Annotated in this window: 16 protein-coding genes; 13 read left to right on the top strand and 3 right to left on the bottom strand. The window is 56.4% G+C overall.

The window, feature by feature from the left end; genetic code table 11:
* Nucleotides 1-575: 575 nt before the first annotated feature.
* On the bottom strand, nt 576-2,597 hold the full coding sequence (locus AC13C8_RS07070) for a protein-disulfide reductase DsbD family protein (RefSeq protein WP_482846859.1): 2,022 nt from the start codon (nt 2,595-2,597) through the stop codon (nt 576-578).
* A gap of 407 nt (nt 2,598-3,004) precedes the next feature.
* On the bottom strand, nt 3,005-3,337 hold the full coding sequence (locus AC13C8_RS07065) for a DUF2933 domain-containing protein (RefSeq protein ID WP_091433192.1): 333 nt from the start codon (nt 3,335-3,337) through the stop codon (nt 3,005-3,007).
* A 165-nt stretch (nt 3,338-3,502) separates the two neighbouring features.
* Here AC13C8_RS07065 and AC13C8_RS07060 point away from each other — a divergent pair, with 165 nt between their 5' ends.
* From AC13C8_RS07060 to AC13C8_RS07020, 9 genes are all read left to right on the top strand, one after another.
* Entirely contained in the window at nt 3,503-4,084 is a 582-nt protein-coding gene (locus AC13C8_RS07060) for a L,D-transpeptidase (RefSeq protein WP_482846858.1), read from the top strand.
* 32 nt (nt 4,085-4,116) lie between these two features.
* Nucleotides 4,117-4,575 (top strand): c-type cytochrome, encoded by a 459-nt coding sequence (locus AC13C8_RS07055; protein ID WP_482846857.1) that lies wholly within the window; start codon nt 4,117-4,119, stop codon nt 4,573-4,575.
* Nucleotides 4,575-4,928, top strand: a complete 354-nt coding sequence (locus tag AC13C8_RS07050; protein WP_482846856.1) for a hypothetical protein — start codon at nt 4,575-4,577, stop codon at nt 4,926-4,928. Before AC13C8_RS07055 ends, AC13C8_RS07050 begins: the two co-directional genes overlap by 1 nt.
* Nucleotides 4,929-4,967: 39 nt before the next feature.
* Nucleotides 4,968-5,555, top strand: a complete 588-nt coding sequence (locus AC13C8_RS07045; RefSeq protein WP_482846855.1) for a c-type cytochrome — start codon at nt 4,968-4,970, stop codon at nt 5,553-5,555.
* 1 nt (nt 5,556) lies between these two features.
* Entirely contained in the window at nt 5,557-6,456 is a 900-nt protein-coding gene (locus AC13C8_RS07040; protein ID WP_482846854.1) for a c-type cytochrome, read from the top strand.
* Between the two features lie 57 nt (nt 6,457-6,513).
* Nucleotides 6,514-7,911 carry a multicopper oxidase family protein gene (locus AC13C8_RS07035; protein ID WP_482846853.1) on the top strand — a complete coding sequence of 466 codons (1,398 nt, stop codon included), beginning with the start codon at nt 6,514-6,516 and terminating at the stop codon, nt 7,909-7,911.
* A 25-nt stretch (nt 7,912-7,936) separates the two neighbouring features.
* A complete protein-coding gene (locus AC13C8_RS07030) occupies nt 7,937-8,668 on the top strand; it encodes a DsbA family protein (RefSeq protein ID WP_091432792.1) in 732 nt (243 codons plus the stop codon).
* Between the two features lie 258 nt (nt 8,669-8,926).
* A complete protein-coding gene (locus AC13C8_RS07025) occupies nt 8,927-9,418 on the top strand; it encodes a c-type cytochrome (protein WP_482846852.1) in 492 nt (163 codons plus the stop codon).
* 101 nt (nt 9,419-9,519) lie between these two features.
* Complete coding sequence (locus AC13C8_RS07020) at nt 9,520-9,996, top strand: DUF411 domain-containing protein (protein ID WP_091433194.1); 477 nt, start codon at nt 9,520-9,522, stop codon at nt 9,994-9,996.
* 329 nt (nt 9,997-10,325) lie between these two features.
* Here AC13C8_RS07020 and AC13C8_RS07015 read toward each other — a convergent pair whose 3' ends face one another.
* The gene (locus AC13C8_RS07015) at nt 10,326-10,526 is read right to left on the bottom strand and encodes a heavy-metal-associated domain-containing protein (protein WP_482846851.1); all 201 of its coding nucleotides are present in this window, start codon (nt 10,524-10,526) and stop codon (nt 10,326-10,328) included.
* 160 nt (nt 10,527-10,686) lie between these two features.
* On the opposite strand from AC13C8_RS07015, the gene AC13C8_RS07010 reads away from it, so the two are divergent.
* The 4 genes from AC13C8_RS07010 to AC13C8_RS06995 all read left to right on the top strand — a co-directional run bounded on the left by AC13C8_RS07010 (nt 10,687) and on the right by AC13C8_RS06995 (nt 15,422).
* On the top strand, nt 10,687-13,194 hold the full coding sequence (locus AC13C8_RS07010) for a heavy metal translocating P-type ATPase (protein ID WP_482846850.1): 2,508 nt from the start codon (nt 10,687-10,689) through the stop codon (nt 13,192-13,194).
* 19 nt (nt 13,195-13,213) lie between these two features.
* Complete coding sequence (gene cueR, locus AC13C8_RS07005; RefSeq protein WP_482846887.1) at nt 13,214-13,609, top strand: Cu(I)-responsive transcriptional regulator; 396 nt, start codon at nt 13,214-13,216, stop codon at nt 13,607-13,609.
* Nucleotides 13,610-14,309: 700 nt separating this feature from the next.
* Complete coding sequence (locus tag AC13C8_RS07000; protein ID WP_482846849.1) at nt 14,310-14,798, top strand: twin-arginine translocation pathway signal; 489 nt, start codon at nt 14,310-14,312, stop codon at nt 14,796-14,798.
* Between the two features lie 18 nt (nt 14,799-14,816).
* Entirely contained in the window at nt 14,817-15,422 is a 606-nt protein-coding gene (locus AC13C8_RS06995; protein ID WP_482846848.1) for a ferric reductase-like transmembrane domain-containing protein, read from the top strand.
* Nucleotides 15,423-15,426 lie beyond the last annotated feature (4 nt).

Here is a 15,426-nt window from a genome sequence, read left to right as displayed (position 1 = left end):
GTTCCTTCCGTTTGGGTATGTGAAAGGTCAGCCTGTTTGCACCCACCAATCCAACGCTGACACAGAAAATCCATGACGAACTATCCCAGCGGCTTTGACAAGCCGCTGGTTGATTTCATGCCAAAACCGTTTCCACAGGTGGGCAATGGCAATCAATTGAGGTCTGGGCGGATCACTTGACCTTACGCCCGTTCATATAGGGTCCGGGCTTGAGCGGATTCTACTCTCAATCACGACACCATAAACAAAACGGTCGCATCCCGGGCATCTGGCGCAGATATCTTGCCACGGCATTCAAGTGATCCAAGCCCTAAGCCAGGCCAGGCCAGGCCAGGAATATTGTGGTCGGGGCGGCATGAAAGCTCGTGTTGATATCCCCATGAAACAGGCATTACCGGGCCATAGCTCTAAGTTGCAATCCGGGGATACCCATGCGCCACCTTGACCTGTCAGAAATCAACACGCCCTGAAAGATACCGGCTGTGGCGCTAAAGCCTGCGCTGTCAGCAATTCTGCAAACACCGCTGGCCTTGCGCTTCCTGAATTCTGGGGTTTTCCGGTGTCTTTGCGCCGCGCTACTTCTCAAACTCAAGGTTGCTGGAACGGACCTCGCTGATACGAGCGGTTTCCAGAGCCATCATGACATCCTGTGACGACAGGATTTCGGACAAAATAATTCCGTTCGGTGCGCCGGGTCCATAGACAGCATTGAAGGGAATTCCATAGCGGTTGTTTGCTTCAAGGAACCGCGAGATACGTTCGTCGGGGCGCGTCCAATCGGCCTGCATTGCGGTGACACCATCACTGTTCAAGGCGGCCAAGACCGGTTCACGCTCCAAGACCAGAGCCTTGTTGGCTTTGCAAGTCAGGCACCAATCGGCAGTGACATCGACAAAAACCACTTCGCCCTGTGATACACGGCGCGCAATGCCCCCACGGTCGAAGGCGACCCAATTGATCCGCCCCCCTGGTGTTTCAGGCCCTGCCAACGCCTGACGCGCAAGAAGTTCGGCCGAAACCATGGGCAGAACGGCGAGCACGATCACGGTCAGGCCGCGCAGGGAAGGGGACCAGGGGCGCTGAATCAGAACCAGGAGCAATAGAAGTGAAAGGCCGACAACTACGATCATGGAAAGGGGGCCTGCGACGCTGGTCAAGACCCACAAGAGCCAGATTGATGTTCCGAGAAGAAGCCCCCCCAAAACCAATTTCAACCCGACCATCCACCGTCCTGGTTTGGGTAAGACCGACACCAGACCTGGCATGAGAGCTACAAGCAGATAAGGCAGTGCAAGCCCCAAACCCAGCGCTGTGAATACAATCATGATGTCAACGCCACGCCCGGCAAGCGCAAATGCTATCGCCGTGCCCAGGAACGGTGCCGAACAGGGGGTAGCCATTACCGCCCCGAAAAATCCGGTAGCGAAGTCAGCTCCATGACCCGGGGTGCCTCCCGCATTGGACAAGCGAGTCTGGAGTGCGGAAGGCAAAGCCAGCTCGAACAGGCCAAACAGATTTGCGGAAAAGATAACGAGCACAAGGACCATCAATGCCAAGAATGCCGGATTCTGGAATTGCAGTCCCCATCCGACGGACACGCCAAAAAGCTGCAAAACATAGAGGATGGCGGCCAGAGCCCACATGAAACTCATGACACCTGCGGCAGCGGCCAGAAAGCCAATACGAACAGATCGCGAGCCGCGTCCTTGCGCCTTGATCGCCGATGACAGCTTGATTGACAAAACCGGAAGGACACACGGCATCACATTCAAGATCAGACCACCCAGAAAGGCGATCATCGCAATCCAGGCCAATTTGTTCAGACCTGGCACCAGTTGTTCAAGCCTGAACGGCGGTTCCGGTGGATCCGACATCAACTGAGGCGACAGGGTCAGGGCGCGTTCAGGACCGTCTGTCACGGTCAAGACGGGATCGTCATAGGTTTCTTCGTTAACGGTAAGGATCGGGATGCGCGCCCAAAGCCTGCGACCTCCATCCCCGAGCCGGATGTCAGGTTTACCCAAAGCTGTGCCGGCCCCAAGTTCGACAAAAACATCCGGTGACACAAATGCTTTGGCGCTTAGCAACTCAAGCGTCAGGGCTGTCTGCTTTGCGTCGATTGACGCAACAGCAGCCTCAATCCCTGTGTTGTTACCTTCGCTGGGAACACGAGATAAGAAGGTGCTGATGCGCGATGCAGACGCCGTATCGATGTCCGAACCCGGCGGCAGTGACAGAGCCAGCTCAAAGGTATGAGGAACACAGACCTCGGAGCAGGTCAGCAGTTTCACGGTTCCGACCAAATCGACTGGTTCACCGGGCTGTTGAAGAGTGATCTGAAGGGGCAAAACAACGGAATCGTGATAGCCGAAGTTTTCGATACCGAATGCAGTGAACCGCTCCGGGGCTGGCCAGAGCATTTCAACATTTGCGACGTTGCTTGAGCCGCTCCAATCGACCTCGGGGGGGCTGCCAACTTCACCCGGAGAGCGCCAATAGGCTTTCCAGCCTTCGGCAAGCGTCAAGTCAAGACCCGCTGATAGCGTTTCAGTGCCGGATGGAACGCCATCCTGTGCAGAGATCAATTTTGCGGTCACAGATGTCGAGGAATATGCCTCCGACGTCGCTGCGATAGCAGGGCTGGTCGCAAGCATTCCCAAACCAAGCATAAGGAGCAACCCAATGTGGCGGGCTCCTGTCATCAGGGATGTAAACATCGTCATGTTCATTAACTCACGGTGCTATGCGTCATTCATTTGCCCCTACCGGGATTTCCGATACGTCAGCAATTGTCAAACCCTGTCGACCATCATCACAAGAAATCGTTCGAACCGGGCTGTCTGCGTCGCCGGTAAACCAGCATCCCTCTGGTGCAGACATTGTCACATTGCCATAGGCAACGGTCGTATTGTCCGGTTTCTCGCATAGCTTGGGTGTCGCGGCACAACCGCTCAGCGCCAATCCAGCCAACACAACACGCAGGGGGCCGGAACCAGGCACCGGATCAACCCTGACGCACTTGCGGAACAGCCGATGACACTTCGCGGATCACAATATCGTGTGTTTCATTATCGGCCACAGAATCATCGGCCCCAGAATCACTTTTGTGACAGCTCTTGCCCATCACCTTGTGCATCACGAAATGGACGCCGACACAAAGCAGCAAGGGTGCAAAGGTGAACAGGTTATACCCCGCCCCGCCAAACGCGCCGCCTGCCAGGACAAAGCCGACAATCGGTATAAACATGACGACACAACAGGCCAACATCGCAAGATGCATCGGCTTCGACCCCGACTGGGATTGCGCCGTAGGTTTGGTGTCGTTTTGGTCGCTCATGTGTGCCTCTTCCGGATGGGTTGGCCCCATATGCACGCCTAACCTGTAGAAAGGTCAAGGATACATTTCGATACAAAATTTGATGCTCGGAGCAGTTGATGAATGTATCGGATCAGGCGAATAAGCAGCTCAGAAAAACGTCCAACAATCGCGTGGAGACGCAACATGGCAGGCAATGGAAAACTAGACAGGCGTATGGTGATGGCCGGTGCGGCTTCTTTTTTGGCTGCACCAACCATATTACGGGCACAGGAAGTTCCAACGAATATTCAGGAACCCGCGGTGCGGCGAAACATATCTTCCTTCACCCTACATGAATGGAAAGACCATTTCGATAGTTTGGGCAAAGGCATTCTGCTGTCCGATACCGTCTCGCGTGTTCTTCAGCACTGGACAGCGGATGGGGAAATGCGGATCTATCCGACTTCAGTTCCAATGACAGAAGATTTGACCCGTCGCGGATACACCGAAGTTGTAGAAAAGCGTAAAAATCCGACATGGGCGCCGACACCATCCATGAGAAAGCGCAATCCGGAATGGCCCGCGATCATAAAGGGAGGCGACCCCGAAAATCCCCTTGGATCACGAGCGCTGTATCTGTCTTGGCAATACTACCGCATTCATGGCACTCAGGATTCGCGCAAAATCGGTCGCAATTCTTCGAATGGCTGTATAGGTCTCTACAATGAACAGATCGAAGAAGTATATGACCGTACTCCCGTTGGCACGCAGGTCAAGCTGATCTGATTACCGCAAGAACAATCCCAAAGGAAAAACGAATGAGCAATTGGGGACTTTTCGTGGGCGGTGCGCTGCTGGTTGGCGTCGCGGCGGCCGGATGGCAGGCGTTTCAGCCGGCGCCAGCACAGCAAGGCCATTCCATGGCGCCGCCTGACACAAGCAACATCGCAATGGGTGATCCGATCAAAGAGGTTCGGGTGCCCGAGGAATTGTCAGCTGAAGCAGCAATTGGAAAACGCGCATTTGATGCCAAGTGCTCAACTTGCCACGGCGCAAATGCCGCCGGTCAAAACGGAGTAGCCCCTCCGCTGGTGCATAAGATTTACGAGCCGGGGCATCATGCGGATGAAGCATTCCAAAGGGCAGCCATGGGCGGGGTTCGCGCGCATCACTGGAAATTCGGAGACATGCCTCCTGTAACTGGGGTAACACGAGGGGATGTCCAATATATTGCGCTGTATGTCCGAGAGCTTCAGCGCGAAAACGGGATCAATTGATGCTCCCAAAGACCGGTGCATTCCTGTTTCGATTGCTCTTTGTTGTTCTGATCGGCGGTTTCGTCGCTTTTGCGAGTGTTCCGGGCGTCGCCGATGGCCACGCGGGAAGCTCTGACAGTCTGTCTGAGACGCTCGTGGATGAAAGCGGCGCGGACCACCACGCCGATACCGCATCCAGTTCATCCGGGCATTGCCACCCCGGTCTTGATTGCTTCACTGCCGGAGCCTTTCTTCTGCTTCCGGCATTGTCTGCACCATTGGAGACCGGAAAATCGAAAGTCTGGTTCTCACACCTTGAAAGCGAGAGCTGGGCATCCCTTCCAGACAACCCGCCGCCGCGAAATCAATCCTGATACCAGCAAACTGAAAAAGACTGATCAAGGATTGAAACTATGAAAAAAACGACTGTTATTGCGGCAATCAGCGCAAGTTCGACGGCTTTGGCCGCTTTTGCTCATGGCGGCGCAACCGGCGTCGTGAAAGAACGGATGGACGCCATGGCTGACATGGGAAAGGCTGTGAAAGCAGTCACGCCCATGATGCGCGGCGAAATCGCCTATGACGCGGATGTTGTGCGGCAAGCTGCGGCAACGTTCTCTCGTCACGCTGGCGAGACCATGACCAACCTCTTTCCCGAAGGCACCGGTGGTGCGCCCTCAGAAGCCAAAGACTCCGTCTGGACCAAATGGGAGGAATTCTCGGAACTGGCCGAACAGCTTGGTGTTGTTTCCGAAGGGCTGGCAGGCGCTGCTGACAACGGGATGATGGCGTCAGGCGGTGGTGCCGCGTCCACAGACACAATGATGGGCGGCGGCTCCAGCATGACGGGCGGCGCATCCGGCATGATGGGCGGCGCTGACACAACGGAAAGCACCATGACCGTCGCGCAGATTGCTGAAATGCCAGTGGACAGCGCGTTCACAATGGTGACTCAGGTTTGCTCCGCCTGTCACACAAAATTCCGTGCGGAATCAAAGTAAGATGCGCGGTATCAGTAAACTAGCCTTGGGCGTGACGGCGTTCGGTGCCTTCACGACCATCGCACTCGTTGCGTGGCCGATCGGGCAGATCAAAGGGCCCATCACTCTTGAAGGAGACGCAAGCAAAGGGGCCTATCTCGCCCGTGCAAGCGGCTGCATTGCCTGCCACACGAATTTTGAGGCAGGTGGTGCTCCTTTGGCTGGCGGAGTAAAACTGGACACACCTTTCGGCACGCTGTTTTCACCCAATCTGACCACCGACCCGGAACACGGAATCGGTGACTGGACGATTGACGAATTTGCGCGTGCCGTCAGGCAAGGGATCTCGCCGGATGGAGAGCCATACTATCCAGCCTTTACCTATCCTTTCTACGCCAACTTCACCGACCAGGAGATTGCCGACCTTTGGGCTGCTTTTCAGACTGTCCCTGCAGTTGCCGAACCGTCCAAGGAACAGGAAATGCCTTTCCCTTTCAACCAGCGTTGGGGTCTGAAACTGTGGCGTGCCGCGTTTTTGACCACCCCGCGCACAGATCCGGTTGAAGGCAATGGCAACGCCTGGAACCGCGGTCGGGAGCTCGTGGAAGGGGCCACGCATTGTGCAGCCTGTCACACAGGCCGCAACATTGTAGGTGCGCGGAAAACGGACAGCCAGCACTTCAAGGGAAGTGCCGCGTTACCCGGAGGAGGCAAAGCCCCGGCCATCGATTATGAAACGCTACAAATGCGCGGATGGACCGTAGACAGTCTGGCCTATGCGTTGCGAACCGGTATCAAACCCGACGGCGACGCGTTTGGAGGGTCGATGGGAGAAGTTGTAATGTATGGAACCAGGTTTTTGACAAAAGAAGATCAAAGGGCCATGGCAACCTACCTGATGGACGATCACACCGACGGGTGACATAGCGAAACGAAACTAGGGAGGGGGCTGTAGCCCCCTTCCAAAGAAGGACACGGAATGAAACAAACCCGACGAGACGTTTTGCGCATGGGGGCGACCCTGGGACTTGGTACACTGGTGCCAGGAACAATTCGCGCGGCCGCGACCGACCCCACTTTGCTGACTGCCCGCGTTGCAGATGTCCAACTCGCGCCTGCCAACTATCCGCTGACCCAAATCTGGGGCTACGACGGGCAGATGCCGGGAACTTTGATCCGGGTGCAACAAGGCGATCGCATTGCGCGACGGTTTGTCAACGAGCTTCCACAGGCCAGTTCCGTGCACTGGCACGGTCTTCGTATCGACAACGCGATGGACGGGGTGGCTGGGCTGACCCAGGACGCAGTGCCGCCCGGCGGGACATTCGACTATGAATTCACCGCCGATGATGCCGGCACGTATTGGTATCATGCCCACAACCGCTCTATGGAACAGGTCGCCCGCGGGCTTTACGGTGCCCTGATCGTTGATGAAGCGGAAGCGGCTGACATCGACCGGGATGAAATTCTGATCCTCGATGATTGGCGCCTGGACCCGGAAACGGCGCAGTTGGACACTGATTTCGACACCCCGCACGACCGAAGCCACGCCGGGCGTCTCGGAAATTTCGTTGCCACGAACGGATCGCCGGAAACAGAGTTGCCGGTCAAGCCCAACGAACGTCTGCGGCTGCGCCTGATCAACGCGTCCAACGCAAAGATATTCCAACTGGCGCTGTCGGGGCTTGAAGGTTGGGTGATGGCTTATGACGGTATGCCGCTGGACGTGCCAGAGAAGGTTGAAGGCCCTTTCCTGTTGGCACCTGCGCAACGCATCGATCTGTTTGCCGATGTCACCGCCGCCACAGACGAAGTCGCACATTTGGTTCGCATCGACGATGAAGAAGCTGTTTCGCAAGCCGCTTTTCCAGTTGGTTCTTCCGAGAGTTCAGCCAGCAGGCGCAACACCCCAACGCCGCTGCCACCAAATCCGAACATGTCCGTTCCCGACGTGGACAAGGCACGCCGGTTCGACTTGAAGATGGAAGGTGGCGCTATGGGCGGCCTTCAAAGCGCCACGCTGGACGGCAAGACAATGAACTTTAGCGAATTGGCCGCAGTCAACCAGTTCTGGTCGTTCAACGGCATAGTCGGTATGGACGATACTCCACTTGCGCAGCTATCATCAGGGGAAACCGCACGGGTCAGCATCCAGAACGACACAGTCTTTCCACATGCCATGCACTTGCACGGTATGCATTTTCGCGAAGTCTTGAAAGATGGTAAACTTGGCCCCCTCAGGGATACGCTGTTGGTGTTCAGGGGTGAAACACGTGAGATCGCCTTTGTCGCTGGCAAACCCGGCAAGTGGCTATTCCATTGCCACATGTTGGCTCATGCAGCAGCGGGCATGGCGACCTGGATTAGCGTGACATGAACAAATTAATATATGGGAGAACAGCATGAAACTGAGAAATGGAATTCTCGCTCTGGCCATCGGTCTGGCGACGCCGTTTGGAACATGGGCGGACGAGTTAGATGAGGGCAGAATCAAGGAACTGGCCCTTGAAGCGATCCGTGAAAACCCCAGCATCATCATGGAAGCCGTCTCGATCCTGGAACAACAGAAAGCCACCGACATCGAGGCCGCCCGCGCAGATGTTCTGACCAATCAGCGCAACTTGCTGGAACTGGATCCGAATGCACCGGTGCTGGGCAATCCGGATGGGGATGTAACGGTGGTGGAGTTCTTCGACTACAACTGTCCCTATTGCCGCCGAGCGATGGACGAAGTGCAAGGACTGCTTGAGGATGATGCGGATGTGCGACTTGTTTATCGCGAGTGGCCTATTCTGGGAGAAGGATCGGTTTTTGCTGCAAAGGCTGCATTGGCAGCCCGGGAACAGGGGAAATACGAAGCATTCCATTGGGCGCTGATGGGTATGAGTGGTCGTGCAGAAGAAGCGTCTGTCATGCGCATCGCATCTGAAGTCGGACTGGATATCGACCAGCTGCGCCGGGATATGCAAGCACCTGAAATCGAAGAACATATCTCGACCTCGATGAATCTTGCGCAATCCCTGGGCTTCAATGGCACACCATCATTTGTGATCGGTGATGAACTGGTGCCGGGATTTGTAGAGAAATCCCAGTTGGTTGAAATCGTCGATGCGACGAGAAAGGCGGCAGAATGATCCCAGACTGCTGGTGGTCCAGCGATGTTTGACGACTGTTGGAACGAACACCATTTTTCAAAGGGAAAGGTTGGACGTGATCCCTGATGGTATAATGTCGCTTGCTCCGTGCGCCGTCGAACCTTTGACGGCAGATGCTGACCACTCATGGCGGATCGGGGATTTCCGAACAGTCGCTGTGCAGACATCATGGCAATCCAGGATGAGGTATCATGATGAAAAAGAGAACCTTCACCAACCACAGCACGGAGAGAAACGATGTCACGAACCAAGCTTGTGATTGCTGCGGCTGTCGCCATATTAGGTATTTTGAGCGCCGCGGCCTTCCTAGGCTCCAACGATGCAAAAGCCGGGCCACCAAAGCAACCGGCGAGTTCTGATACCGAGGCCGGTGCGAAGTTATACGCTGAAAACTGTGCTTCGTGCCACGGGGCGCAGTTGGAAGGTGAACCCGATTGGCGCAGCCCGAAAGATGACGGCACTCTACCCGCTCCCCCGCATGACCAGACCGGCCATACCTGGCATCACGGAGATGCGCTGCTGTTCAATTACACAAAGTTGGGCGGGCAGGCGGCCCTGGAGGCAAGCGGAGTCACCGATTTTGTCAGCAGTATGCCCAGTTTTGGCGACCAATTGAGTGATCAGGAAATCTGGGATATTCTGGCGTTCATCAAGTCAACCTGGCCCGACCGGATGCGCGAAACCCAGAAAGTGCGGACGGAAGGCGAACAGATGCAGGGTAGCTCGTAAGCGACACGGTTTGACCTTTGTCATGTTGTGATATCGCGCCAATGATAAAATACAATGAAATAAAATCACCAACCCACCCACCAAACATGGAAGCGAACCAAATGACCAATCTTACACTTAATCGCCGCGCAGTTCTGTGTGCTATCGGAGCCGCCGGGCTTGGACTGAGTATGCCTGCTCTGGCTGGCACAGGCCCGTTGATGCAAGTCGTCAAGGATCCGAATTGTGGATGCTGCGGCGCATGGGTCGACGTCATAAACGAAGCAGGATTTGAAACGGAGGTCAGCGAAGTCCCCTATGAAGCGCTGGTGCGTCTGAAGCAGGAAAGTGGAATCAGCGAAGAGATGGCGTCTTGCCACACGGCCCGTGTGGAAGAATATGTCATTGAAGGTCATGTGCCACCAGCCGACATCCGCCGCCTGTTGAGCGAACGACCAGACGCAATCGGCTTGTCAGTTCCGGGCATGCCGTGGGGATCACCCGGCATGGGTCCTGAAAGCGAACGCGATGCCTATGCGGTATATATAATCCGTAAAGACGGGACGACCGAAGTCTTTACCGCTTATGACGCGGCGTGATGGGTATCATCAATGCCATAAGCTGTGCGTGAGTGTGTCAGATGGGGCTTCGTTCGCCCTGATCCAGAAAATACACCCTGGTCGCCGGGGTGTCTTGGCAAGGCAAGAGTTTACCGACTCTACTTGATGCCCGAACTGTGACGTTCGAGATCGGCGGTCGAACGGCCGGGACGAGAAGTCGAGATTGGCAGGAATGAGGTTAACGGAAGTGACCTCGTTCGGCGCAACCAAGGCCATTCGCGCCCTGTTCTTCGTTGAAGTGATGGCTAACGGCCGCCAACACCAGGCACTTGGCGTTGATGTGGCAACCGGCCAGACGGCGTATTGGCTTAGACAGCCATCGTGCTGGGATAACCTTCCTTGTTCAAGATATCGGCCAGTTCGGCATCATTTAGTCTGCTGCTGATGTCGACGGTGCGTGCATCAAGATCGAAGGAAAGAACCGCATCGCCATCGACGGCGTCGATCGCTTTTTCGATGGCTGCTTTACAATGACCGCAGCTCATGTCGGGCACGTTGAATTTGCTCATTACACTCTCCGTTTCGTTGATCATCAAGCGACGTGGAGGTTCCCATGGGGTAAGGTCAAGGGTCAAAAATATATTATATTCAGTGCTTGACCTTACCCACACTGGAACCCAGATACATGCCTGATCCCCCCGAATCGCAGCCCGAATCGCAGAGAGTGTCATGACGGAAAAAAACAATGTTACTTTGTCGGTCGAAGGTATGACTTGCGCCTCGTGCGTCGGACGTGTCGAAAAGACACTGACCGCAGTTCCCGGCGTATCAACTGCCGAAGTCAATCTGGCCAACGAAACTGCCCGAGTAAGCTTCGCCGCCCCCGCCAACTTGCCTGGGTTGATGGATACTTTGAGTGAAGCAGGCTATCCGGCCTCAACGAACGAAGTGACCCTTGAAGTCGAAAATATGACCTGCGCCAGCTGCGTTGGCCGGGTTGAACGCAAACTGATGGCCAGCACCGGTGTAATCGATGCGCAGGTCAATCTGGCCACAGAAACTGCAACCGTACGCTATGCCATCGGCGCAACTACGCCGGCAGATTTGGCCCGGATTTCCACCGAACTGGGATATCCAGCGAAGGTCAAGGCGGGTGAAGATCGCGACAAACAGGACCGCAAGGCAGCAGAGATTGCCCATCTCGGTCGACTGACCCTGATCGCGGCGGTTCTGGCTCTGCCGGTTTTCCTGATCGAGATGGGCGGTCATGTGGTTCCCGCAATACATATGTGGATCGAAAACAGCTTCGGTCTGCAAAACAGCCGGATTCTACAGTTTGTTCTGACCACGGTCGTCCTGTTCGGCCCCGGTCTGCGGTTTTATACCAAGGGATTTCCGCAACTGCTGAAGGGTGCGCCTGACATGAACTCGCTTGTCGCGCTTGGCACGTCCGCGGCCTATGTGTTCTCACTGGTGTCCACTTTCACACCGGGTCTGCTGCCGCCTGGCACTGATAATGTCTACTATGAAGCGGCAGCCGTGATTGTCGTCCTGATCCTGCTTGGCCGCTTTCTGGAAGCGCGCGCCAAAGGGCGCACAGGAGATGCAATCCGCAAACTTGTCGGGCTTCAGGCGAAAGCCGCACGGGTAGAGCGCGATGGCGAGGTCGTCGAGCTTCCGATCGAAGATATTGTCGTGGGCGATCTGATCCACGTGCGTCCAGGCGAAAAAATTGCCGTGGACGGCACTGTCTCCAGCGGTCGTTCATATGTCGATGAAAGCATGATCACCGGCGAACCCGTCCCGGTCGAAAAATCCACCGGGTCTGAGATCGTGGGCGCCACGGTGAATGGAACCGGCGCGCTGACGTTCCGCGCGACCAAGGTCGGGTCCGATACGATGCTGGCACAGATCATCAAGATGGTCGAAGAAGCCCAAGGTGCCAAATTGCCTATTCAGGGTCTTGTGGACCGGATCACATCCTGGTTCGTGCCTGCTGTCATGGTCATCGCGACCCTGACGGTGCTGGCATGGCTGTTCTTTGGTCCTGACCCGGCACTGAGCTTTGCGCTGATTGCGGGCGTCGCCGTCTTGATCATTGCCTGCCCTTGCGCGATGGGGTTGGCAACTCCGACGTCGATTATGGTCGGCACGGGTCGCGCAGCCGAAATGGGCGTCCTTTTCCGAAAGGGCGATGCCCTTCAGATGTTACAAGAGACGCGGGTGGTCGCGCTGGACAAGACCGGCACCTTGACACAAGGTCGCCCGGAATTGACGGACCTTATCGTCGCTGACGGGTTTGATGGCGATGAGGTGCTGCGCCTGGTTGCCGCCATCGAAGCGCAGTCCGAACACCCGATCGCCGAAGCCATCACGCGGGCCGCAGCCCAGAAGGGATTGAAAGGAGCCGTTGTCGAGGCGTTCACCTCGATCACGGGTTACGGTGTTGAAGCGACGGTTGAGGGCCATCGAATTCTTGTCGGCGCCGACCGGTTAATGAAGCGCGAAGGGATCGACCTGCGGGCGCTTGCTCAAACCGGCGAGGCACTGGGCCGTAAGGGGCGCACGCCGCTTTATGCCGCAATTGACGGACAGATCGCGGCAACAATTGCTGTGACGGATCCAATAAAGGCGACCACCCCGGCAGCTATCGCAGCATTCCATGATCTGGGGCTGAGCGTGGCAATGATCACGGGTGACAATCAGGGAACCGCCAACGCCATTGCGGCCGAATTGGGAATTGATATTGTCGTGGCTGAAGTCCTGCCCGAGGGCAAGGTTGCCGCTCTTGAAGATCTGCGAACGCGGGGCAAGCTGGCATTCGTCGGAGACGGCATCAACGACGCGCCCGCACTGGCAACAGCGGATGTGGGCATTGCCATCGGCACCGGGACGGATGTGGCGATCGAGGCGGCAGATGTTGTGTTGATGTCTGGTGAGTTGACAGGTGTCGTCAACGCCTTTGACATTTCAACGCGCACCATGCGCAATATCCGGCAGAACCTGTTCTGGGCTTTTGCATACAACACATTGCTGATCCCTGTGGCTGCCGGCGTGCTGTATCCGGCCTTCGGGTTGCTTTTGTCGCCGGTTCTGGCGGCGGGTGCGATGGCCCTTTCCAGTGTCTTCGTGCTGACGAACGCGCTGCGCTTGCGTTGGGTCAAACCGGTTCTATTCGAAAAAGCACCGGTTCCGATGCAGGGGGATAACACTCTGAACCCGGCGCTGGCTGAGTAAGCAGGAGGACGACATGAACCTGAATATTGGCGAAGTATCCAAGCGCACCGGCCTGCGGGCGAAAACCATCCGGTATTATGAGGATATCGGGTTGGTGAAACCTTTGCGGGACAGCAACGACTATCGGGTGTTCCGCGAAACCGATCTGCACAAACTCATTTTCCTGAGTCGTGCACGTGGCTTGGGCTTCACAATCGATGATTGTCGTGCATTGCTTGCACTATACGAAGATGGCAGCCGCAGTAGTTCGGAAGTAAAAGATATCACAAACAGACACTTGGAAGAGATCGAAGCCAAGATCATTGACCTTCAGGCAATGCACGAGACATTGTCCCATCTGGCGATTGAATGCGCGGGGGATCACCGACCTGACTGCCCAATCCTAAAAGGACTGAGCGCCGAAATTGACCATTGATCTGAGACCAGTCTTTAATAAGGAACGCCTGATCGGATCTTCCGTTGCTGGCTTCGTCCCGGGCTTGGTGTGACGACTTGTTTTCCTCGCAATATTTCGATGTTCAGGACAAAAGCATGACCGCGTGGCCTGACCTTCCCCGTATACGCGATGCGCTCAGATGCGTGAGCATCTGGGCGCCATAGTATTGGCGTAGCACGTATTTGAAATGACATTGACACCACCCCGTGACCGCGCAAAGCAACATCGGCATGGCTGGTCAGACCTGCTGTAGAAGATGGCTCCGCCCCGCCCAGCCATGCTCTGCTGCCATCAGATGTGACAGTTCTACCTTGCACAACCACTGACACTTGCAACTGATTGCAACACCGACACACCAAATCCGAAGGGTCAGTGGATCTCGGGTATCAACGCCCAATTGATCAAGCTGCAACAAGCGGATGCCGTGTTGCTGAAAACCATGACTGTATATCGCTTCGGAGCGCCACGGCGGTCCTTCAGTTCTTGGACCCGTTGGTGTCAGATGACGCGAAATTATGGTGAACAGGCAAGGGGGCTTCACGATGCTGTGTGGCCGGTTTTGCCTGACGGCGGTTTGTATTATTGTTGACATCGAAAAAGTTCACCAAGGGCATATCTGGTCAACTTGACTGATCCAGAGCCATTGGTCCGGTTCATTGATCTGACAGGAGGGCCTTGGATGTCCAAAATCCTGATCAAACGCCGCACCATTATTGCCACCGGGATCGCCGCCGCTGTGACCGGGGGGGCCGGTCTTTTGGTGCCTGCGCGGGCGCAAGGCCTTGCGCCGACCCGATCGATGCGCGGCGGGTCCAACAACTATCTGCCCGGAGCGCCGATTGTGGACCGGATAGGCAATGGTGGTTTCTGGATGACCGGCACAGTTCGCCGCGCAGGCGATGGTGCCCCGCTGGCGGGTCAACGCATTCAGGTCTGGGCCCATACAACCGAAGGTCACGAACGCGACCCGCACAGTCACGGTGCCACACTGACCGATGCGACCGGCGCGTTCCGGCTTGAGATGCCGCAGATCGTGCCAGCCTTTGGGCAACCGCACGGCCATCTGGCCTATGACGACGACGCATTCGAGACGGTCTTCCTGCGGCCCGTCATGGCCAGTTCGAAAGACACCAGCCTCAGCGCGCATTTTGTCCTGCAACCGGCCTGACAAGGCGTGCTTCGGGGGATGAACGGTTTCAGGACCATCCTTTCCGTGCTGGTCGTTGCGGGCACGATTGCGACACCGTTGCTACTCGCCGCGCAAAGCCCACTGCTCGCGTGGCGCGATCCGGTCTATATCGTGGCCGGGTTCGCTGGTATCATTGCGATGGCGTTTTTGCTGATCCAGCCATTGCTGGCGGCTGGGCTGTTTCCCGGCCTGCACCTGTTTGCCGGGCGTCGCGTGCATCGCGTGACCGGTGCAGGGCTGGTGCTTGCGGTGGTGATCCATGTCGGGGGCCTTTGGATCACAAGTCCGCCCGATGTCGTTGACGCACTTCTTTTCACGTCACCCACACCGTTTTCTGCTTGGGGTGTCATCGCGATGTGGGCGATGTTCGGTGCCGCCGGTCTGGCACTGGGGCGACGACATCTGAGGCTGCGGCTCTGGCGCCTTGGGCACACGTTACTGGTCGTTGTGGTCGTGGTCGGCAGCGTCATTCATGCGATGCTGATCGAAGGTGCCATGGAAACGATCTCGAAATCCGCGTTGTGCGTGCTGGTGCTGTTGGGGACCGCGAAAGCGGTGTCGGACCTGCGAGCCTGGTCCGGTCGTGGCCCCACCGCACGCTGATCGT

This window comes from Aliiroseovarius sp. B-4 (assembly GCF_056857795.1).
This window is presented reverse-complemented; position numbering and strand designations above follow the sequence as displayed.